General features: G+C 60.7%; 18 protein-coding genes and 1 other RNA gene. 10 read left to right on the top strand and 9 right to left on the bottom strand.

From position 1 onward, the window contains the following. Positions 1-6: 6 nt before the first annotated feature. Genes OSC37_RS00380 through OSC37_RS00370 form a run of 3 tightly spaced genes read right to left on the bottom strand, consistent with a single transcriptional unit; the run spans position 7 to position 2,961 of the window. Positions 7-1,431, bottom strand: a complete 1,425-nt coding sequence (locus tag OSC37_RS00380) for a glycosyltransferase family 2 protein (protein ID WP_438267596.1) — start codon at positions 1,429-1,431, stop codon at positions 7-9. A gap of 7 nt (positions 1,432-1,438) precedes the next feature. After that, entirely contained in the window at positions 1,439-2,563 is a 1,125-nt protein-coding gene (locus tag OSC37_RS00375) for a HEAT repeat domain-containing protein (protein ID WP_267162623.1), read from the bottom strand. 20 nt (positions 2,564-2,583) lie between these two features. After that, on the bottom strand, positions 2,584-2,961 hold the full coding sequence (locus tag OSC37_RS00370) for a response regulator transcription factor (protein WP_267162622.1): 378 nt from the start codon (positions 2,959-2,961) through the stop codon (positions 2,584-2,586). A gap of 161 nt (positions 2,962-3,122) precedes the next feature. On the opposite strand from OSC37_RS00370, the gene OSC37_RS00365 reads away from it, so the two are divergent. Both OSC37_RS00365 and OSC37_RS00360 read left to right on the top strand, forming a co-directional pair. Then, on the top strand, positions 3,123-5,273 hold the full coding sequence (locus OSC37_RS00365; RefSeq protein WP_267162621.1) for a glycoside hydrolase family 113 protein: 2,151 nt from the start codon (positions 3,123-3,125) through the stop codon (positions 5,271-5,273). Between the two features lie 100 nt (positions 5,274-5,373). Then, a complete protein-coding gene (locus OSC37_RS00360) occupies positions 5,374-6,003 on the top strand; it encodes a DUF8130 domain-containing protein (RefSeq protein WP_267162620.1) in 630 nt (209 codons plus the stop codon). Positions 6,004-6,358: 355 nt separating this feature from the next. Here OSC37_RS00360 and OSC37_RS00355 read toward each other — a convergent pair whose 3' ends face one another. Continuing rightward, positions 6,359-6,997: an alpha/beta hydrolase gene (locus OSC37_RS00355; RefSeq protein ID WP_267162619.1), complete on the bottom strand. Its 639-nt coding sequence runs from the start codon at positions 6,995-6,997 to the stop codon at positions 6,359-6,361. Positions 6,998-7,129: 132 nt separating this feature from the next. On the opposite strand from OSC37_RS00355, the gene OSC37_RS00350 reads away from it, so the two are divergent. The 4 genes from OSC37_RS00350 (at position 7,130) to phoU (ending at position 10,568) form a co-directional block, all read left to right on the top strand. Continuing rightward, positions 7,130-7,978 (top strand): HpcH/HpaI aldolase/citrate lyase family protein, encoded by an 849-nt coding sequence (locus OSC37_RS00350; protein WP_267162618.1) that lies wholly within the window; start codon positions 7,130-7,132, stop codon positions 7,976-7,978. Between the two features lie 91 nt (positions 7,979-8,069). After that, positions 8,070-9,326 (top strand): Glu/Leu/Phe/Val family dehydrogenase, encoded by a 1,257-nt coding sequence (locus OSC37_RS00345; protein ID WP_267162617.1) that lies wholly within the window; start codon positions 8,070-8,072, stop codon positions 9,324-9,326. Between the two features lie 39 nt (positions 9,327-9,365). Next, positions 9,366-9,848: an SRPBCC family protein gene (locus OSC37_RS00340; RefSeq protein WP_267162616.1), complete on the top strand. Its 483-nt coding sequence runs from the start codon at positions 9,366-9,368 to the stop codon at positions 9,846-9,848. A 48-nt stretch (positions 9,849-9,896) separates the two neighbouring features. Next, a complete protein-coding gene (gene phoU / locus OSC37_RS00335) occupies positions 9,897-10,568 on the top strand; it encodes a phosphate signaling complex protein PhoU (protein WP_267162615.1) in 672 nt (223 codons plus the stop codon). On the opposite strand, the gene radB is transcribed toward phoU, so the two are convergent. Both radB and rnpB read right to left on the bottom strand, forming a co-directional pair. Continuing rightward, positions 10,565-11,251, bottom strand: a complete 687-nt coding sequence (gene radB / locus OSC37_RS00330) for a DNA repair and recombination protein RadB (RefSeq protein WP_267162614.1) — start codon at positions 11,249-11,251, stop codon at positions 10,565-10,567. The genes phoU and radB overlap by 4 nt on opposite strands. Positions 11,252-11,317: 66 nt before the next feature. Further along, positions 11,318-11,693, bottom strand: an RNA gene (rnpB, locus tag OSC37_RS00325) — RNase P RNA component. 249 nt (positions 11,694-11,942) lie between these two features. Here rnpB and OSC37_RS00320 point away from each other — a divergent pair. Further along, complete coding sequence (locus OSC37_RS00320; RefSeq protein WP_267162613.1) at positions 11,943-13,148, top strand: trans-sulfuration enzyme family protein; 1,206 nt, start codon at positions 11,943-11,945, stop codon at positions 13,146-13,148. Positions 13,149-13,150: 2 nt separating this feature from the next. Here OSC37_RS00320 and OSC37_RS00315 read toward each other — a convergent pair whose 3' ends face one another. Next, the gene (locus OSC37_RS00315) at positions 13,151-14,206 is read right to left on the bottom strand and encodes a S66 family peptidase (protein ID WP_267162612.1); all 1,056 of its coding nucleotides are present in this window, start codon (positions 14,204-14,206) and stop codon (positions 13,151-13,153) included. Positions 14,207-14,369: 163 nt separating this feature from the next. Here OSC37_RS00315 and OSC37_RS00310 point away from each other — a divergent pair, with 163 nt between their 5' ends. Both OSC37_RS00310 and OSC37_RS00305 read left to right on the top strand, forming a co-directional pair. Continuing rightward, on the top strand, positions 14,370-15,284 hold the full coding sequence (locus OSC37_RS00310) for a cation diffusion facilitator family transporter (RefSeq protein ID WP_267162611.1): 915 nt from the start codon (positions 14,370-14,372) through the stop codon (positions 15,282-15,284). Positions 15,285-15,350: 66 nt separating this feature from the next. Then, the gene (locus tag OSC37_RS00305) at positions 15,351-17,087 is read left to right on the top strand and encodes a sensor histidine kinase (protein ID WP_267162610.1); all 1,737 of its coding nucleotides are present in this window, start codon (positions 15,351-15,353) and stop codon (positions 17,085-17,087) included. On the opposite strand, the gene OSC37_RS00300 is transcribed toward OSC37_RS00305, so the two are convergent. After that, on the bottom strand, positions 17,063-18,319 hold the full coding sequence (locus OSC37_RS00300; protein ID WP_267162609.1) for a tRNA (N(6)-L-threonylcarbamoyladenosine(37)-C(2))-methylthiotransferase: 1,257 nt from the start codon (positions 18,317-18,319) through the stop codon (positions 17,063-17,065). The genes OSC37_RS00305 and OSC37_RS00300 overlap by 25 nt on opposite strands. 91 nt (positions 18,320-18,410) lie before the next feature. Continuing rightward, positions 18,411-19,043, bottom strand: a complete 633-nt coding sequence (gene deoC, locus OSC37_RS00295) for a deoxyribose-phosphate aldolase (protein WP_267162608.1) — start codon at positions 19,041-19,043, stop codon at positions 18,411-18,413. A gap of 80 nt (positions 19,044-19,123) precedes the next feature. Between deoC and OSC37_RS00290 the strand changes: the two genes are divergently transcribed. Next, positions 19,124-19,978: a DUF63 family protein gene (locus OSC37_RS00290; RefSeq protein ID WP_267162607.1), complete on the top strand. Its 855-nt coding sequence runs from the start codon at positions 19,124-19,126 to the stop codon at positions 19,976-19,978. The last annotated feature ends 31 nt before the right edge of the window (positions 19,979-20,009 follow it).

Below are 20,009 nucleotides of genomic sequence, written 5' to 3'. Positions count from 1 at the left end.
GTTTAGCTATTCGTCATCACTCCCAGTGAATCCGGTTCGCTCCATCGCACCCCAGGATTCGACACCCCGGAGATATTCGAAGAGCCCATGCCAGGCGACGACTGTCTTCCACTGTCGGTAGCCGAAGTTCTCAAGAACACCGTACCACAACAGCCGAAGAATCTGCCAGGGGCTGTCGTAGCGGTTGAAACTCCATACCTCGCTGAACACCCCGAACCATGAGAGGAAAATGCCAAATCCGGTCGTCAACAGGAAGAACACGAGGAAGAACTCGACGTTGAGGATGCCGAGGTATATCGAAATCGGCAAAATAATGTATCCCAACCCTTCGATGAGCGGGCCGAACATCTCGGCCGCGACAAACAGTGGAAAGATAATCGTGCCGACGCGGCCGTACTTCCGTCTGAACAGCATACTCCGGTTCGTAACGACCGTTTCGACCATCCCACGATACCAGCGCCGTCGCTGGCGACCGAGAACCCGCCGCTTTGATGGTACCTCGGTCCAGGCGACCGGTTCGGGCACGAAGTCGACAGTGTACTCTTTTCCTTCGTCGATGAGGTATCGATGGAGTCGGACAACGATATCAAAGTCTTCGGTGATTGTATCGTGACGGTACCCGCCGACCTGGCGGACGGCATCAGTTTTGAACAGGCCGAACGCCCCCGAAATGAGGATGAGGCCGTTAATTCGGTTGAGGCCGAGACGTCCGGAGTAGAACGCCCTGAGGTACTCCATGACCTGGAGGCCGGGTAGTCCCGTCTTCGGCAGTGCAACGGACTTCACGACCCCCTCGTCGATTGTACACTGATTGGCAACACGAACAACTCCACCAGAGGCGATTGCCGTCTCCGGGCGCTCCAGAAACGGACGAACTAGCTGGAGCAACGCGTCCCTGTCGATAATTGTGTCCGAGTCGACGGCACAGAAAAGCGGCATATTGGTCAGCCAGATGCCGGCGTTGAGTGCGTCGCTTTTGCCACCGTTTTCCTTATCGACGACCAGCAGTTCCTCGTAGACGGTAGACCGGTAGACACCGCGAATCTTTTCTGTCGGCATGTCGACCGGAATCTCCGCCTCGACGGCCTCTAGCTCGAAGTTCTCGACCAGCAGTGATAATGTCTCGTCTGTCGAACCGTCGTTGACGACGACAATCTCGACTTCCGGATAGTTCAACGAGAGCATTGACTGGACACTCTCGACGATTGTCGTGGCTTCGTTGTAGGCTGGGACCACCACACCGATGCCTGGATAGAACGGGCTGGAGAACTCCCTGAACGGCGGGTCCCACCGTGACTCCTGTACGTCGTCTCTGAGTTCGAGCAGAGCCAGAATATGAATCGCGAAGTAGTACAGGTTGATAAGGAAGTAAAATCCCAGGACGAAGAGCCCAAACCCGATGATGAGACGGGCCAGTAGTTGGGTCAACACGACCACGTCAATCACCCGCCCGCGCCGGCTGTCTGCGCGCTCTCTCGTCGTAAGCGGCGTGTTCGGTACTCCAGACCCAGGCACGCCCCAGCGCCTCGGAATCTGGTTCGGGAAGTTCTCTCCCGCGTCCCGCAAGTGCGTTGGTTCCGTCAAGTCGTGCTCGGGGGTGGTCTTCGGTCTGCAGTGCGCGCGTGACTGTGTCAAGTGCCTGCTCGTCGCCCCACTGCGCCAGGGTCTCGTAGACTGCACCGCGTACGCGGGGGCTCGTATCGTTCATCAGTCTCTCCAGAAGCGCGACATCCCGGATATCGCTGCGCCACCCGAGATTTTCGAGTGCCTGGACAGCTACCTCACGGACGGCTTCGCTTTCGTGTTCGAGCGTCGCAGTCAGCCACGACAGGTCCTCGCTTCGGACATTTTTACCAAGGTGCTGACAGACGACGAGTACCTGTACCAGAAGCGGTTCTGACCAGTTCTGGTAGTTTTCGGCGGCAATTACGAACAGCGCCTCCGGGTCCTCGCTCGCGATTCGATAAAGCGTGTCCTGTCCAAACACCGAGAACTGTGTGCTCACACCATCCAACAGGAGTGTAATTCCTTCGGCTGCATCCTCAAGGTCGCCGCTCTCATACCGGAGTCGAGTGACGGCGGCTCGCTCTCGCGGCGTCCGAGGAGTGAATCCGGTATCTGCGAGAGCGTCCGGCCGTTCGAGCAACGAAAGCCACGTCAGCGCATACAGCCGGTCGTACTCGTTTCGTGCTGACAGCTGCTTCCGTGACCGCGCCGGAATCTCCAGCGTCTCACCCAGTTCCTTGAGTGGGGCCGCGCTCTGCCCGTCGAGTTCGCGCACATACTCGTCGAGTAACTCCTCTGTGACCCTGCGCTCGACACCAGTCAACCCCTGTGTGTACAATTCCCACCCCGAGTCTGGGTCGAATAGGGTTTCGACGAACTCCGATTCCAGCTTCTCGCGTGCCTCCTCCCGCCGGGTCGTTTGGACCGACCGATATACTGACAGGCCGATAGTCAGCCAGAACATCACGGCAAGAGCGAGCCCGATTAATAGCGCCAGCGTCACGAGGATAACGACCAGTGGGATGACGTACCCGAAGGCTGTAACGCTGTTACTCATCAGAATCCTCCGTCTCCTGTTCAGTCATCAATACACTTTTTGACGCGAGCGAGCAGTTCAGCCGCCCGGAACGGTTTGGTCACGTAGTCGTCTGCGCCGCTCTCGAAGCCCTCGAGGACGTGTTCCTCCTGCCCTCTGGAGGTGAGCATAATGATGGGCAGGTCACTGTCGACCGCGAACTCGCCGTTGCGAACCATCCGGAGGAGGCGTTTCCCGTCGAGTCGGGGCATCATGATATCGAAGATACCGAGCGACGGCTCGAACCCCTCTGCAAGCAGGTCCGCGGCCTCTCGCCCGTCCTCACAGACCCGAACGGTGTAGCCAGCACTCTCCAAGCGGTGGCTAACCAGAAGCCTGATTGGCTCGTCGTCGTCGACCACGAGTACCCCCTCTGTCATCTCAGTACATTCTTTGGGCCGAGGACGGTTATATCCCGGCTGCTATAGTCTGACATTTTATAAACAAGACAAGGATTCATCAACCGTACATTGTTGCTGTCTAGGGAATTGGAGGGGACACCGGCCGAACGAACTATTACACGGTCGCGGTAAGCCAGTATGTGGACAGGCGCCACTTTCTCGCGACGGTGGGAGCGACGGCCGCTGTGGGCACAGCAGGGTGTGGCTCCAGCGACTCCGACGAGATGCCCTTTCGGGTGGGCGACGCGACCTTCGAACGTCGTCAAGGCGGAGGGTACGAGTCGGTCTCTGTGCGCGGGGTAAATCTCGGCATGGCAAAGCCAGGTCGATTCCCCGGGGAGGCGGCAATCACACGAAAAGAGTACCAGCGCTGGCTCGGGGCCATCGGCGAGATTGCAAGCACCATCCGGACCTACACGATTCATCCCCCAGCGTTCTATCGCGCGCTGGCCGCGTATAACGACGATGCAGACGAGCCACTGCTGTTACTCCAGGGAACCTGGGTCCCCACAGCTGAGTTACTGGAAGCAGGTGACGCGACCGCGGTCTCCGAGACAGTAGACGAGGAACTCCGGCGTACCGTAGATGTCATTCACGGCGAGACGACACTTGAGGAACGACCAGGACACGCCGCAGGCCAGTACGACGCCGACGTGAGCGACTCCACTCTGGGGTTTCTATTCGGTATCGAGTGGCCACCGGAGGTCGTCACAGAGACGAACGAGCGCGCCGGAAAGGGCTTCGATGGAACATACCTGCGTACTGACGGCGCTGCACCGTTCGAAGAATGGCTGGCAGGCAGGATGGAGACACTTGTCTCACACGAGATGGACGCCTACGACCAACAGCGCCCGCTCTCGTTTGTGAACTGGGTCACGGCAGACCCACTCGACCACCCCTACGAACCATTTGTCAACGAAGATACTGTGAGTATCGACCCCGACACGATATCGCCGACACCAGAGTTCACCGCTGGGATGCTCGCCTCGTATCACGTCTATCCGTACTATCCAGATGCGCTCAACGAGACGCCGGAGTACGTCGAGTACACGGACCACCGGGGCGAGCCAAACAACTACGCAGGCTATCTGAACGACCTCGTCGACGCGACCGAACATCCGGTTCTCGTCGCCGAGTTTGGCGTGCCCAGTTCTCGGGGCATCGCTCACAAGAACGTCCACGGCCGCCACCAGGGTCGTCACACAGAGCAAGAGCAGGGCGAAATCGTCGCCGCGATGTTCGAGGATATCGAGCACGCGGATACGGCTGGTGGAATCCTCTTCAGCTGGCAAAACGAGTGGTTCAAGCGGACCTGGAACCTCGCCTCGCGGTCGGTTCCTGGGCGTCGGCCACACTGGTCGAACGTCGAAACGCCCGAACAGCGCTTTGGGTTGCTCGCTTTCGACCCGGTAGAGCGTCCACCACTCGACGGAAGCGGCGACTGGTCCGACGCGCGTACGGTACAGCCAGCAGACACTTCCCGACCGGCAGCATCGAAAACGCTCACGAAATTGGCTATTACGCACGACTTCGAAGGGTTACGGTATCGCCTTTCTCTCGGGGACTCGGCGTCGGTCGACTGGCAGGATATAACTGTGATGTTGACGGTCGGACTGACCGGGCGCACGACGGCGTTACCACTCGGCGTCGGCGCTGATGCACAGGCGGATTTCGTCGTCCACCTCGCAGGACCCGAGAACTCCCGCTTGCTCGTCGATTCCAGATATGACGCTTTCGCTCGGGAGTTCGGTGGGGTGGCTGACTTACCACTCGATTCGTACCGCGACGGAAGTGCCGGCTTCGTTCCCGTTCGAGAGACGATTAACCGGGGTTACACTGTCCCCGCCAACGGGAAAGAGGTTCCATTCGACGCTGTCGAAACAGGGATACTGCGGTACGGAAACGGAAATCCGGCTGCATCGGACTACGACTCACTCACTGATGTCCACGTGGACAGGAGTCAGAACGTCATCGAGGGGCGGCTCCCGTGGATACTGCTCAACGTCGCCGACCCGTCGACAAAACAGCGGCTGGCAACCGAGTGGGAGGCCGGGCTTGACGCTGTTCCGTTCGACTCGCTGACGGTCAGTGCGCTGACCTTCGAGCCGGATGACGACGGCCGAGCGGTCACCTCTGAGGGGGCGACGAACGTGACACACCAGATTCCGGGTCTCAATGGGTCGACCGTACAGTCGGTCGACTACTCCTGGGAGTCCTGGAACCGCCCCGAGTATCAGGAGCGGTACAAGCAGTCGTACGATGTCCTGCGCGAGCACTGGAACTCGCAGTAGGTTCGCTGGCACAGTCGAAGATTTGACTGGACACCGGAAAGCTCAAACAGCACTTTGACCCTTGAACAGAGATTAGTGACGCGACCGAGACAGCTGCAGTATGCAGCGCCGAGAACTCCTCAAGTGTGTCTCAGTCGGGGTATGTGGGGGAGTTGCTGGCTGTACATCAGAGAGCGGAGAGACGCCGACCGAAACCGCACGGACCTTCGAGCGACACGTCTCGGTCGCGGCCGTCGACCAGGCGTCAGGGGACCCGCCCGTTCGGTTCGACGTTTCTGTCTCCGACGTTGCGGTGACCTCGGAGACGACGGCCTTCCTCAGCATCTCGACAACCAACACCGACGGCACTGACTGGCGGATACAGACGCCGTTCTATAAGGGCGAGAGCGAGGATGCCAGCGAGCCGGGAGTGTTACTGTACTCTCTGGATGCGGCCGACCACCCGCCACGAGGTTACGAACCCTCTTGCTATGTCGACCCCGACCCGTCCCAGGAGTCCATCTCGTACACTGGTGAGGGACTGCCGACACACGAACTCGCGCCGGGCGAGACGGCCACAGACGAGTATATTCTCGTCAATGACCCGACCGATGCCGGCTGTTTCCCGGCCGGCGAGTATCACTTCGAGTCGTCGCCGGCGCTGTACGATAAGAACGATGACTGGGTCGAAAGCGTCGACCTGTCCTGGGGATTCGATATCACGATTGCCGCGGCTGTCGGCAGTCGATGAGTGAGAGAGGCGGCCAGTACTGCAGTCGACGCTATCGAAGACTGTATGGCACCCGTTCTACGAGGTGGTCTCCGTGTAGTCAATCGGTCATTAGCGGTGTAGAAGTACCTTTTTCCGACTCGGGTGTCCTCGTTCGCTTCGCTCACTGTGGGCACCTCTCGTCGCAAAAATCTACGCTAAAAAGGCTGAACGCTCGGCTTCACCTCGCGTTCAGTGAACCACGGCGCAAGCGCCGCGGATGCTGAAGTGCTGTGTCGGTGGCCTGGACTGAGCGGTACGACAGGCCCAATCTACGGTTCGCGAATCTGGTGTCTGTGACTCTCTCGTGTCGTTAGCTCACAACAACTACGATGCATTAGTCGCCCAGGCCAGCCACCATCGACGACACGTAGTCGAGTTCGTCCTGATTGACCGTGTGGCCCATCCCCTCGTAGAGTCGCGTCTCGACGTCGGCACCGAGGCGCTCAAACACCTCGGCGGATTCGTGGACGCGTTCTTCGGGAATGTGTGGGTCGATGTCGCTACAGCCGAAGAATGCCGGCATCTTCGCCAGGTCGCCCTCGTAGTCCTCGGGCTCCACCTCCTCGCCGATGAGGCCGCCACTGAGTGCGGCGAGACCGCCGTACCGGCGCGGGTTCCGTGCGACGTACTCGGTCGCGAGACAGCCACCCTGTGAGAACCCCATAATCAGCACCCGTTCGGGAGGTATTCCGGCGCGTTCGGCCTCAGCAAGTGCGTCCCCGATTGCCTGGAGCCCGGACGTGCGCCCGGGCTCGTTGGCCTCCACAGGAGATAGAAACGACTGTGGATACCACTCGTTTCGCTGTGCCTGTGGGGCCAGATACGCCACCCCCTCGGCGTCGAACTCGCCGGCCATGCCGAGGATTCCCCGAGCCCTCGCACCTCGTCCGTGGACCATAATCACGACGGCCTCTGCCCTGTCGAGGGACTCGCCGGCGGTCACAAGCGGCTGCCCCTGGTGTGGCCCGGTCATCCCATGTGTTCTCCCGAGGTCACGGGTCGTATTCCGGATACTCCGTTCATGCTCTCTCTGATGGGCTCTGCGAAGTTAACAGTTCCACCGCGTCCCAAAACGACTAACAGGTCCCTGGGCAGACTGTTCGGTATGGTTCGACGAACCGTTCTGTTCTCTCCCGGCGACCAGTCCGACCTGTTGCGGAAAGCACCCGACTCGGGAGCCGACGTGGTGGTGTTCGACCTCGAAGACGCAGTTGCCCCTTCAGCAAAGTCGACGGCTCGCGACTGCGTCGCTGAGGTTGTCAGCTCGCTTGACCCGGACTGTGAACTCTGTGTCCGCCTCAATCCCCTCGACGCCGGCGGCCGGGATGACCTAGACAGGCTTAGTTCCGTCCTGTCGGAGATAGATAGCGTCATGCTGCCGAAAGTCGCCGGTCGTCAGGATGTCGAGGCGGTGGCCGAGGCGATGGCAGACCACGCCGAGGTGGTTCCAGTGCTGGCGCTGCTCGAAACCGCAGCGGGTGTTCTGGCGGCACAGGAGGTCGCTGCGGCAGCGGCGACCGACGCACTGTTGTTGGGTGCCGAAGACCTCTCGGCCGACGTGGGGTTGAACCGCTCGGCAGAGGGGACCGAGATACTCTACGCCAGGGAACACGTCGTTCTCGCGGCAAGCAGCCAGGAGGTCGACGCCGTCGACACGCTGTATACCGATTTCGAGGACACCGAGGGACTCGCTGCGGACACAGAGCGGGCCATCGACCTCGGATTCGACGGCAAGATGGCGATTCACCCCGCCCAGGTGTCGGTCATCAACAAGGCGTTCACGCCCAATCAGGAGCGCATCGAGTGGGCACGTGAGGTACTCAAGAAAAAAGAGGAGGCCGAGGCGGCTGGGCGAGGCGTGTTCGCCGTCGACGGCGAGATGATAGACGCACCGCTTGTCGCACAGGCCGAAGACCTCATCAAACGAGCGGACGCTGCCGGCGCACTGGAGTAGCACAACAAACGCCCAGTTGTGTTCATCGAGTCTGTTCTATTGTGAGCGTTCGTGGTATACATTTTTTACCACGCTGGACAATATAGAAACGATGACAGACGAGGCGGGACCTTTCGAGAACTTCCAGACACAGGTACGGACTGCGGCAGAGACACTTGACCTCGATGAGGGGGTCGTCGACTATCTCACCACGCCACAGCGAGTCGAAGAGGTGAACCTGACCGTCGAACTCGATGATGGCACACTCGAAACGTTCGAGGCGTACCGCTCGCAGTTCAACGACGACAGAGGGCCGTACAAGGGCGGTATCCGGTACCATCCAAGGGTGAGTCGCGATGAGGTACGTGCGCTCTCTGGCTGGATGACCTACAAGTGCGGGGCAATCGACATCCCGTACGGCGGCGCGAAAGGTGGCATATCCTTGGACCCGGGGGCCTACTCCGAGGCCGAGATCGAGCGGATAACACGAGCATACGCCGCCGCGATTCGTCCCGTTATCGGCGTCGACCAGGACATTCCGGGACCGGACGTGAACACGGGCCAACGCGAGATGAACTGGCTCAAAGACACCTACGAGACCCTCGAAGGCCGGACCGAGCCAGGTGTCGTCACCGGCAAGGGACTCGAAAGCGGTGGAAGTGAAGGGAGGACTGAAGCAACGGGACGGTCCATCTCGCTGACGGCACGCGAGACGTTCCGACACCTCGACCGAGAACTCTCTGGCGCGACGGTCGCCGTTCAGGGGTACGGCAACGCCGGCAGCGTCGCTGCGGCATTACTCGATGACATGGGTGCCCGTCTCGTCGCCGTCTCGGACTCGAGTGGGGGAGTTTACAATCCAGAAGGGTTCGATGCCCGAGCACTCAAGCAGTTCAAACGCGAGACAGGGGCCGTCACGGGCTATCCGGAGGCGAGCGAGGAACTGACCGGCGAGGAGCTGCTGACGGCAGAGGTCGATTTGCTGATTCCGGCGGCACTGGAAAACGCTATCGACGCGAGAATCGCCGAGTCGGTCGCCGCCGAGGTCATCGTCGAGGCCGCCAACGGTCCCCTGACGACTGGGGCCGACGAGGTCCTCGAACCGCGAGACATCGTCGTTATCCCCGACATTCTCGCAAACGCCGGCGGCGTAACCGTCTCCTATTTCGAGTGGGTACAGAACCGTCAGCAGTTTTACTGGAGCAAAGACCGCGTCGTCGAGGAACTCGAAACGCACGTCGTCGACGCCTTTGAGGAGATGGTGCGGGCGAAAGAGGAACACAACGCTGCAACCTACCGGGAGGCGATGTATATCGTAGCAATCCAGCGGGTCGTCGAGGCGATGGACGAAGCAGGCCACTGGCCCTGAGAGCACAAGAGAAAGGGTCGTCGGCACCCTACAACAGGTATGCACACGTACGAACGGAGTGTCCGGGTGGCCGCGCCATTCGAGGAGGTCTGGGACTTTCACTCGACAGAGAAGGGGCTCGAAGCGCTGACTCCCGACTGGATGGGGATGGAAATCGAATCGGTGACTGGCCCGGACGGCGAGTCAGACCCGGACGTACTCGAGACGGGCGCGACTATCCACGCATCAGTACGGCCGTTCGGTGTCGGCCCGCGTCAGCGCTGGGTTTCGGAGATTGTCGCGCGAGACCGCTCGGATGGCTCCGGATTCTTCAGAGACACGATGGATGATGGACCGTTCCCGGAGTGGGAACACACGCACAACTTCTATGCCGACGGCGAGGAGACGGTAATCCGTGACCACGTCGAGTACGAACTCCCGCTTGGTCCGCTAGACGGTCTGTTCGGCCCGCTTGCAGTTGTCGGATTCGAGCCGATGTTTCGCTACAGACACCGTCAGACCCGGTCGCTGCTCGAATCGTAAGCTTCCAGGAGCGCAAAGTACATAATTCGAGGCCGTTCACGCCTACGCATGCCACGAGAAGGATATCAAGACGAACTCGACCAACTCCGGGAGGACGTTCTATTTATGAGTGAAGTTGTCCTGGAGCGGCTGAACATGGGACTGACAGCCCTCGAACAGAAAGACGAGGAGATGGCCTGGGATGTCATCGAGGGCGACGACGAGGTCAACAAGCTCTATCTCGAACTCGAACAGCAGTGTATGGATCTCATCGCGCTCCAACAGCCTGTCGCCGGCGACCTGCGGTTCATCGCCGCGTCGTTCAAGATTATCACCGATCTTGAACGGATCGCCGACCTCGCGACAAATCTCGGAGATTATACCCTCGACGCACAACAGAACCTCGCACCCGATGTCGACATCCAGTCGATCGGCGAAGCCGTCGTCGAGATGGTCGAGACCGCAATGGAGGGGTATTCTGACGAAGATGTCGAGAACTGCTATGCGATTGCAGAGCGCGACGACGAAATCGACGAGATGTGTGAGACCGCCTCAGAGACAGTCGCCCGTGACCTCATCGAGCGCGACGACGTGAACGACGGAGAGGTCGAGGCACTGATGCAGGATGTCTACCGGCTCCTCCTAACAATTCGAGACCTCGAACGCGTCGGCGACCACGCCGTCAACATCTCCGCGCGGACGCTCTATATGGTCGAATCAGACGACGAACTCCTCTATTAGCGGTCGCCAGTCTCCAATCCGTCCTCGGCAATTCTGAACTGTGCTGTGTCGCCCGCAGCTTTCGAATGGTGTTTCTCCAGTGTCGCCCGTCGGTTGCCGCCGCGAAACCGGTCCAGCCGGAGGATGATTGCCGACCAGTGGTTAAGTGTGTGTCCGCCCAGTGCGCTCGAGTTGTCGGTCTCCGGGTCGGTGTAGACCTGATTCGTGATGGCGACGGCGATATCGTGTTTCCGCGCGAGCGAGAGGAGGTGCGTGATTTGACGGGCCACGTCCCGCAGTGCCTCTCCGTCTGCCTGTTCGGTTCGTTCGAGCCGGTAGAACCCAGTCGCGCTGTCGACAGCCACGAACTCGACCTGGCTTGCGAACTCTGTCACGTCCTGGACTGCCTCGCGTTGTTCCTCGAAGTCGTGGACCTCCGTGATGATGATGTTCGAGGCGACATCGTCGACGGTCGCGTCGGGATGGGCAGCGGCGAGCTGTTCGAGCCTGTCGATGGACAACCCCTCCGTGTCGATAAGCAGAGCAGTGTCGCCGGCGGCGGCGGTGTCGACGGCAGCCGAGAGAACGAGATTCGTCTTCCCCGCAGCAGGCGAGCCGTACACCTGCGTGACGGCCCCCCGTTCGAACCCTCCCCCGAGCAGTTCGTCGACACCGACACAGCCTGTCTGAACTGGTCCAGTCACTAGATGGATGTGGGTCGTCTTCGCGGATAAGTACACGTGGTCCGTGGCCGACGCTGGCACAACTATGGCTGAGGGGAGTAAGCCCCCTTCTGTTCAGTTGACATTCAGCTCAGCGTCCGAACCGACCTTAGGGCTACCTTGTGGTTCGGACTTGCACCGGTGAGGGTTCGCCGTTCCATCCGTTCTCGCCCGTCTGTTCGCGGTCGCACGAATGTGTCGACCACGCCCTCGGTGGGTTAACTCCCCGTTGCTTCCCGGTCTGTCACCGTTTTCGCGCGGGGTTCGCACACCTCATCGGTCGGGGCGAGGGGTCTCGTTTCTGTTCCAGAGCCGGCGGTCTCCCGCCCCGGGCTTGCACCCGGTCACCTGCCCTGACGGTGGGGGGACTTTCCTCATGTCCCTTGCTCGCGGTCTGGGACACGGAAACCGACCTCCCTCTGCCAGTTCCGTCTACAACACCCAGACGTGTAAGCAGTTCGGTCGGTCCTCTTGATTCGCTGCCCCCCGGGTCCGTACCGTGCCGTGTCGCTTTGCCGTCTCTGTCATCAATATGTCTCTGAGGTATATGGGCCGACAATAGTATGAACATTCGTGCGATATTAGGCATATATTATCTCCGTTAATGAATCTTTACTCCGGAATTACGGGAAAAAGAGAAATCTATTAATGCGTGTATACGACATCAAATAACATGGAAGAGGAAGAAGCGTTCGACACGCGGGCAGTCGCAGAGTACACCGACTGGAGAGACGGAGACGTCGTTTCACCGATACACCTGTCTTCGACCTACCGTCTGGACGGCATCGACCCCGAGATGAGCCTCGAAGACGTCGATCCCGACGCTGGCGAGTTTCTGTACGGGCGGCTCTCGAATCCGACGAGACACGCCGTCGAACAACAGCTTGCAGACCTAGCCGGCGGCGAGCTCGCGTTTGCCTTTGGCTCGGGGACCGCCGCAATCGCGACGGCAGTGCTCTCGGCCGTCGAGGAGGGCGACCGTATCGTCACGTTCGACGACCTCTATGCCGGGACCCGCCGGATGTTCGAACAACTCTTCCGTGACAGACTCGGCTTCGATGTCGTGTTCGTCGATGCCCGCGAGACGGACACGGTCGCCGACGCCGTCGACGACCAGACGGGACTCGTCTGGATGGAGACCCCGACCAATCCACTGATTCAGCTCTGTGATATCGCCGCAATCGCCGATGTTGCGGCCGACCACGAGGCGGTGTTCGGCGTCGATAACACGTTCGCGAGCCCGTACTTCCAGCAGCCGCTCGAACTGGGGGCCGATGTGGTCGCACACAGCACGACCAAGTATCTCAACGGTCACAGCGACGGTATCGGCGGCGCACTCGTCACCGACGACCCCCACGTCGCCGAGGCAATCGGCTTCAACCAGCAGGTCGGGCTGGGTAACCAGATGCCGCCGTTCGACGCCTATCTCCTCTCACGGGGGATGAAAACGCTGGGGGTTCGCATGCGTACCCACGAAGAAAACGCCATGGAACTCGCCTCGTATCTCGAAGCCAGCGAGGAGGTGAGTGCAGTCTACTACCCAGGGCTGGAGAGTCACCCCCAGCACGACCTCGCCTGCGAGCAGATGAGCGGCTTCGGCGGCGTACTCTCGTTCGAACTCGCTGGCGGCATGGCGGAAGCCCAGCGCTTCGTCGAGGCCATCGAGACGATGAACCTGGCCGTCAGCCTCGGCGGCGTCGAGACGTTGGTCAACCATCCGGCGACGATGACACACGAACCAATCGGCGCAGAGCGCCGCGCAGAGCTTGGCATCTCTGACTCGCTATTCCGTGTCTCGGTCGGTATCGAGGATATCTCGGACCTGAAGGCGGATTTCGAGCGGGGCTTCCGCGCGCTCGAAGCGCCGACCGCGCCCTGACGTTACTCGACGACAATTCGCTCCTCGGGGTCGAGGGTGACGTTCGCGCCGATTGGCAGCGCGACCCCCGGATTCGTGTGGCCGAAGTCCACGTCGAAGACGACTGTTGCCTCGGGGTTGTACCGCTGGAGCTGTGACAGAATCGTTTCGCGCTGGTCGCGGCGGTACTGTTCGCGTTCGTCCGCGTCCCGAGGCTCGAACCAGGATTCGGTCGCCGGACGGCCGACAACGACGCCGTCGAATCGCCCGAGCAGTCCCCGCTCTCCCATCGCCGTCAGGAACCACCGGAGTCTGTCGGCATCAGGGAGGGTCTCTGCCGTCTCCAGCGCGAGCACGGCTCCGTCGAGACGTTCTGGGTCTGGAAGATAACGCTCGGTCATCAGGTGCCAGCGGACGATAGCGAGACAGCCACCCCACAGACGGCCGGTGACGGTCTCGTCGCTGCCGGCCCACCGCCACCCGTCGTTGTTGTGGCGGTCGGGTTCGGCGGCCGCGAACTCGGCTTTCGACTGGTTCCAGCCCTCGGTCATGTCGAACCACACCTCGGACGGTTCGAGTTCGCCCAGTGACTCCTCGAAGAGCGCACGCCGGAGATAGCGCTCGGTGTACTCGGGGAACGGTCCGGGCGTCGCGACCTCACTCAGCAGTGAGATACCGTTGTAAGAGACGATACCGTGCTTCCAGAGATACAGGGAGAGGTTCGTGTTGTCGCTGAGGCCAAAGAACCGTGTCGGATTCTCCCGCAAAACCGCGGGGTCGAGGTGTTTCAGCACGCGGAGCTGGTCGTCGCCGCCGATTGTCGCCATTACTGCGCCGACATCGGGGTCCGAGAACGTCTCGTGGATGGCTGCTGCGCGGGCTCTGGGGTGCTCGCGGAGATAGCTGTTTGACTGTCGGGCGGTCGGATGTACCCTGATATCGACGCCGAGTGTCGACTCCAGTCGTCCGATTCCCAACTCCAGGATGTGTGGTGCTTCGGCTGCGCCGCCGCTCGAAGGGGCCACGATAGCGATTTCCTCGTCTGATTGCAGGGCCGGTGGTGTAACGAACTCCGACATGTCTCCCTGTTGATGGAGGGGTCGCATAATTATTCGGCCGGAATGTGAATGCGCCGCATGCGATTGTCCCACCCGACCTAGAGACAGAGTACGAAGACCTAGAACCCAGAGATTCGACTTACCTAATGCCAATATTCAAGCATGGCGTCACGCTATAGCCGGTATGGAAACTGCCACGGAGCGTCGTCGGTTCACCCTCGCTTCGTGGGCGAACGTTCTCGGGAACGTCGCGAAGATTGTAGCCGAGGGCATCGCCGGCCTGTTGTTCGGGAGTGTCGCACTGCTCGCCGACGCCGCCCACTCCATAGGTGACCTCGTTGCCAGCATCGTCGTTCTGGTATGGGGTGACAGTCGGTTCGAGGGAGCCGACGCAGACCACCCCCACGGCCACGCCCGCATCGAGCCGCTGACCGCGTTGTTCGTGGGTGCCGTCATCGTCATCCTCGGCGCGAATCTGCTGTACGAGTCGGGACAGAGCCTGCTCTACGGCGGCCACGTCGAGTTCAGCTATCTGCTCGTCGCAGCGCTGTTGTTCTCGATGGCCGATATGTATCTGGTCTACTGGTACACGACGCGAATGAACGCCACCCTCGGCTCGACTGCGCTGAAAGCGCTCGCGGTCGACTGTCTCAACGACATGTACACGACCGTCGCCGCCCTCGTCGGCGTGGTTGGTATTGCGCTTGGATTTCCAGTTCTCGACGCCTCGGCTGGGCTGTTCGTCAGTGTGCTGGTCATCTATCAGGGGGTCGAAATTGGCAGAGAGAACCTCTCGTATCTGGCCGGGAAGGCCGCACCCGAACCACGCCGGGCCGAGATTCGGGAGACGATTCTCTCACACCCACAGATACACGGCGTCCACGACCTCGCCGTCTTCTACGACGGCCCGACACTCGAAGTAGAAGCCCACGTGGAGGTGGACGGCTCGCTCACTCTCGTCGAGGCTCACAACATCGAGAGTGGCCTGGTCCAGTCGGTGCTCGAACACGAAGAGGTGGGCGACGCCCACCTCCATCTCGACCCCGCTGGGATGGGAGAGTGGAAAGACGCGAGCGAACAGGTGACTGGAGCCCACTGACCAGCATCCCCGGGCTGTCGAAACACACCATATTCAAGCCTGTGACCACACTATTGTGAACGAGCCGTGAGCGCCTCTCTCACCTGGCCGGTCGTTCTCTCGCTGTTTGCGGGAGTGGCAACCGTCGGACTGTTTGCGTATCTGCTTACCTACCGGGAGAAGCCGGGCGCATCGTGGTTCGCGGCGACGATGGTCGCCCAGGCCGTCTTTCTCTTTGCATATGGTATCGGCCTGACCGTCTTCGAGGAGCAGCTACGACTGGCGTTCGAAGTCGTCGCGCTCGTCGGACTGAGTTGGCTCGGCCCCCCGTTCGTCGGCTTCGGGTTGGAATACACGGGACGTGGCGATATCCGACGGTCGTGGTACTACTGGCTGTTGTACCTGGTTCCAGTTTTGACGCTGGTCCTGTTACCCATAAATCACATCCACGGACTGTTCTGGACGGAGTTTGCGGTCGACCCGGTGTTCGGTGTTGCGGCGGCCTCGTACGATTTTGGCCCGCTGTTCTATGTCATGCTCATTGGCGGGCCGGGTTGGGCAGTGGTCGGCGTCCTGTTGCTCGCCGATACCGTCTGGGATTACGGCTCCCTGTTCCGGTCGGAGGCGCTGGCGGTCATCGCCAGCGCCATCTTTCCCGCTGTGGGCCTGCTCGTCTGGATGCTGGAACTGACACCGAACTCGCATTTCATCTGGGCTGCACCCCTGTTTGCGGGGCACGTTCTCTGTGATTACTATGCCTTCGTCGGCAAAGACATGTTCGAGATTTACCCCGCGACCAACCGAGCAGCCAAGCAGTCCGCGCTCGCCGATTTCCGGGCACCCGTGCTCGTCCTCGAAGCACAACACCGCATCGTCGATTTGAACCCCGCTGCCGAGGAGGAGCTTGAACTCGACCGCGAGGAGGTGGTCCTCGAACCGGCATCGGCTGTCATCCAATCACTCGACCCGGGCCGGGACAGTCCCGAGAGCTTCGACCAGTACGTCGACGGCGACGAGGAGTGGCGAATCAGCCCCCAGGTCGGCGCACAGCGCCGGGAGTACGTCATCCAGCCGTCACCACTGACCGCCGGCGGCCGCGAGCGGGTCGGCTACACCCTCCTGTTTCAGGATATCACCGACGAAGTCAGACGCGAAGAGCGTCTCTCGGTTCTCAACCGTATACTACGTCACAATCTCCGTAACGACCTTTCTATCGTCTCCGGCTACGTCTCCGCGGCCGACAGCCACACTGACGACGAGATGGTCAGAGAGATGCTCCAGAAGGTCTCGACCACCGTCGACGAACTCATCGAGACCGGCGAGATGGCCCGGGAGTTCGAACAGCTGCTTGCTGCACCAGACGGCTACTCTCGGGCAATCACCGTTGGTGACCTGACCGAGAAGCTGGCCAGCCGCCTCGCCGAGGAGCACCCCGAGGCCGATTTATCTGTCACAACAACCGAAACCGTCGTCGAGACCAATCCGGACGTTCTTCGGGCTGTCCTCTGGCAACTGCTCGAAAACGCCGCGATACACACGGACGGTCCGGCCGAGATTTCGCTGTCGGTGACCGGCTCACCGGAGAGCATCGATATCGAGGTATCCGACAACGGGTCGGGTATCCCCGACCACGAGCTACAGTCACTCGAAAGCGGCGAGGAAACAAGTCTGAAACACGGCAGCGGCTTCGGGCTCTGGCTCGCCAAGTGGGGGACCGTCCGGGTTGGTGGAGCCATCGACTTCGAGACCAGTGATGGGACGACGGTGACGGTAACGATTCCGCGCGAGGAACAGTCCGCTCAGACCAGCTCTGCGAGCGCGTAGACTGTGTTGTGACCCGTTATCCGGCAGGTGACAAAGTCACCAAGTTCGACGCCAGCAGACTGGACGCCCGGAATTGCCACCTTGCGGTGTGTCTGGTCGTAGCCGACCATCGAGTCGTCGGTGCCGTCTTCGACAACGAGCACCTCTCGCTCGGCGCCGACCATCGACTCGTAGACTTCACCGACAACCGACATTTTCAGGTCTGTCATCTCCGAAGAGCGGTTCTTCTTGATCTGGCCGCCGTGACCTTTCATCGCCGCGGCGTCGGTCCCAGGCCGTTTCGAGAACCGGGTGATGTTGATTTTCTCCGGGCGGGTCTGTTCGAGCAGGTCGAGCGTCTGCTGGTAGTCTGCATCGGTTTCGGTCGGGAAGCCGACGATGAAGTCCGTCGCGAGCGTCCACTCGTCGAGGTATTCGTCGAATGTCTCGACCACGTCGAGGTACTCCTCGACGGTGTGCTGGCGGCGCATATCGCCGAGCACGTCGTTGCTCCCCGACTGGACCGGGGCGTGAAGGAAATTATAGAGCTGGTCGTGTTCGGCAAAGACGGACGCGAGTTCCTCGCGGATACCGTGGACGCCCTTGGGATTAGCCATGCCGACACGGACCCGAAAGTCGCCGTCGATCTCCGTACAGATGCGGTCGAGCAGGACGTGGAGTTTCCGTTCGCCCTCGTCCCAGCCGTAGACACCGGTGTCCTGGCCGGTGATACGAATCTCTCTCGCGCCAGCATGGACGAGCGCCCGCGCCTTCCTGAGATTTTCCTCGACGGATGGAGAGTCGATTTTGCCCGTTGCCTCTTTGGTGATACAGTACGAGCAGTCGCTCATACAGCCCCGGGCAATCGGCAGGATGCCGACGACGCCGTCGATGACTGGCTCGGTGTCCGGTGTGTGAGTCGGACATTCGCCGTTTCTGATGTGTTCGGGAACCTCGTCCCAGTGTAGTACCTCTGCGTCGACCCCGGCCTCGTCGAATGCCTCACCCTGTGCAATCGCCATACAGCCCGTGACGACGAGGTCTCCCGGCGTCTCCTCGTCTAACTCTTTTGCCCGGGTGAGCATGTTCCGCTCTGTCTTCTCGACGACGGTACAGGTGTTGAGGATAGCGACGTCAGCTTCCTCGGGTGACTCGACAGGGTGGTGACCGCCGTCGCGGAGCGAGCGCTCAATCTGGCGGCTCTCACCCCGGTTCGAGGTGCACCCGTACGTCTCGATATGGTACCGGGCCATCTACCCCGTTGTCGGGGAGGGACAGACTAAAGCCCGGCGCTTTGGCCTGTTCTCGTCGCTTCCGACACCGACCCACGGCCGGTATATCCTGCTAGCGATTCCGGTACTCTTCGACGATGGTGACACCGCTCGACGCGCCGATGCGCTCTGCGCCCGCCTCGAAGAGTTCGCTCGCGAAGGACCACGAGCCGACGCCGCCGCTGGCTTTGACCGGTAGATGCCCACTCATCAGGCGGACATCTTCGACTGTCGCGCCCCCTTCGGTGAATCCCGTCGAGGTCTTCAGATAGTCGGCATCCCCGTCGGCCGCGGCCGCAGACGCTGCCTTGAGTTCTGTCTCCGACAGCAGCGGTGCCTCGACGATGACTTTCACCGGCAGTGGCACGGCCGCCGCCACTTCACCGACTTCGGTAGCCACATCGTCGAAGTTGCCTGCCTTGATCGAACCGATGTTCGCGACCATATCGACTTCGCCCGCCCCGGCTTCCCAGGCGTGTCTGGCTTCCTCGCATTTGGTCTCAGTGAGGTGTTGCCCGTGTGGGAACCCGACGACGGTCGCCAACTCGACATCTGGGGCGTACTCCGTGGCCTGTTCGAGATAACACGGGGGGATACACGCCCGCATACCGTACTCGTCGGCCTCGTCGAGGACTGTCTGCACAGCAGCCCAGGTCGTCTCGGGACCGAGCACCGTATGCTCGATTCGGTCTGCAATATCCTCCATACCACGTTGTGTACCGCCACAAGTAAAGTTCCCTTCGAGTTTCGGAACAATTTTTACCCGACAGGGAGCATCCACACTACATGACTGCACTCTTTGGAGACCTTGTCTTTCCGCCGCTGATCCAGTCTCTACTGTTGCTGGTCGCGATTGGTGTCATCGTCGGGCTGCTTTACGTGATACGACCGCCGGTGAACCAGCGGACTGTACTGGCGTTCGTCCCGTGGATTGTGGCTGGAGCTGTGCTCCATGTCTTCTATCGACTCGGAGAAATCCTCCAGGTTCGGATTTATCCACCGGGGATTGCGCCACTTTTTGCGACGCCTGCGGTCTATCTTATTACGTTCGTTTTTATGGGTGCGGTCTGGGTGATGTCGGCGATGATTGTTCCGGGTAAGCGGCTTCGCCAGAAGGTGCCGCAATATCTCGGAGCCACCGGATTCGGTATGGCGACACCGCTAGTGGCTCTCATCTTCTGGCAGGGGCTTGACCCGGAGGTCGCGCCGATGGAGCCCATCTGGCCAGCGTTTGGGCTCATCGTCTCACTGGTGTTGACCGCAGTTGTCTACTTCGTCATCGGTGCCTGGCGGACCTACATCATCGCTCGCGCCAGATACGTCGGCGCGCTCGTTGTCTTCGCACACATGTTCGACGGCGTTACGACCGCAATTGGTGTCGACGTACTCGGTGCGGGCGAGCGCTCGCAGGTTCCCCGGAGGGTCATGGACTTCGCCGCCGACCTCCCGACAGCCGACCTCCTCGGAGAGGGGTGGCTGTTCGTGGTGTTCAAGGTGTTCCTGGCGTCTGCTATCGTGGCGTATTTTTCGGCCGACCTCACGGAACACGAGTCACAGACGAACCTGCTGTTTGCCTTCGTCACCGCGCTCGGCCTCGGGCCAGCGGTCCATAACTTCTTTTTATTCATCCTCTCGCCGTGACCGGCGCGGGCCAACTGTTCGGTTTTTTGTG

This window comes from Halovenus salina (genome assembly GCF_026410925.1).
In the GTDB taxonomy this organism is placed as follows: domain Archaea; phylum Halobacteriota; class Halobacteria; order Halobacteriales; family Haloarculaceae; genus Halovenus; species Halovenus salina.
The sequence above is the reverse complement of the archived record's forward strand: the minus strand, read 5'-3'. Positions and strand labels throughout refer to the sequence as shown.

Bases quoted from the DNA above. Each gene is read 5' to 3' on its own strand.
- deoC (WP_267162608.1), bottom strand. From the start codon at position 19,043: ATGGAGGATATTGCAGACCGAATCGAGCATACGGTGCTCGGTCCCGAG.
- OSC37_RS00310 (WP_267162611.1), top strand. From the start codon at position 14,370: ATGGAAACTGCCACGGAGCGTCGTCGGTTCACCCTCGCTTCGTGGGCG.
- OSC37_RS00290 (WP_267162607.1), top strand. From the start codon at position 19,124: ATGACTGCACTCTTTGGAGACCTTGTCTTTCCGCCGCTGATCCAGTCT.
- OSC37_RS00320 (WP_267162613.1), top strand. From the start codon at position 11,943: ATGGAAGAGGAAGAAGCGTTCGACACGCGGGCAGTCGCAGAGTACACC.
- OSC37_RS00360 (WP_267162620.1), top strand. From the start codon at position 5,374: ATGCAGCGCCGAGAACTCCTCAAGTGTGTCTCAGTCGGGGTATGTGGG.
- OSC37_RS00355 (WP_267162619.1), bottom strand. From the start codon at position 6,997: ATGACCGGGCCACACCAGGGGCAGCCGCTTGTGACCGCCGGCGAGTCC.
- OSC37_RS00345 (WP_267162617.1), top strand. From the start codon at position 8,070: ATGACAGACGAGGCGGGACCTTTCGAGAACTTCCAGACACAGGTACGG.
- OSC37_RS00300 (WP_267162609.1), bottom strand. From the start codon at position 18,319: ATGGCCCGGTACCATATCGAGACGTACGGGTGCACCTCGAACCGGGGT.
- OSC37_RS00315 (WP_267162612.1), bottom strand. From the start codon at position 14,206: ATGTCGGAGTTCGTTACACCACCGGCCCTGCAATCAGACGAGGAAATC.
- OSC37_RS00375 (WP_267162623.1), bottom strand. From the start codon at position 2,563: ATGAGTAACAGCGTTACAGCCTTCGGGTACGTCATCCCACTGGTCGTT.
- OSC37_RS00340 (WP_267162616.1), top strand. From the start codon at position 9,366: ATGCACACGTACGAACGGAGTGTCCGGGTGGCCGCGCCATTCGAGGAG.
- phoU (WP_267162615.1), top strand. From the start codon at position 9,897: ATGCCACGAGAAGGATATCAAGACGAACTCGACCAACTCCGGGAGGAC.
- OSC37_RS00370 (WP_267162622.1), bottom strand. From the start codon at position 2,961: ATGACAGAGGGGGTACTCGTGGTCGACGACGACGAGCCAATCAGGCTT.
- OSC37_RS00350 (WP_267162618.1), top strand. From the start codon at position 7,130: ATGGTTCGACGAACCGTTCTGTTCTCTCCCGGCGACCAGTCCGACCTG.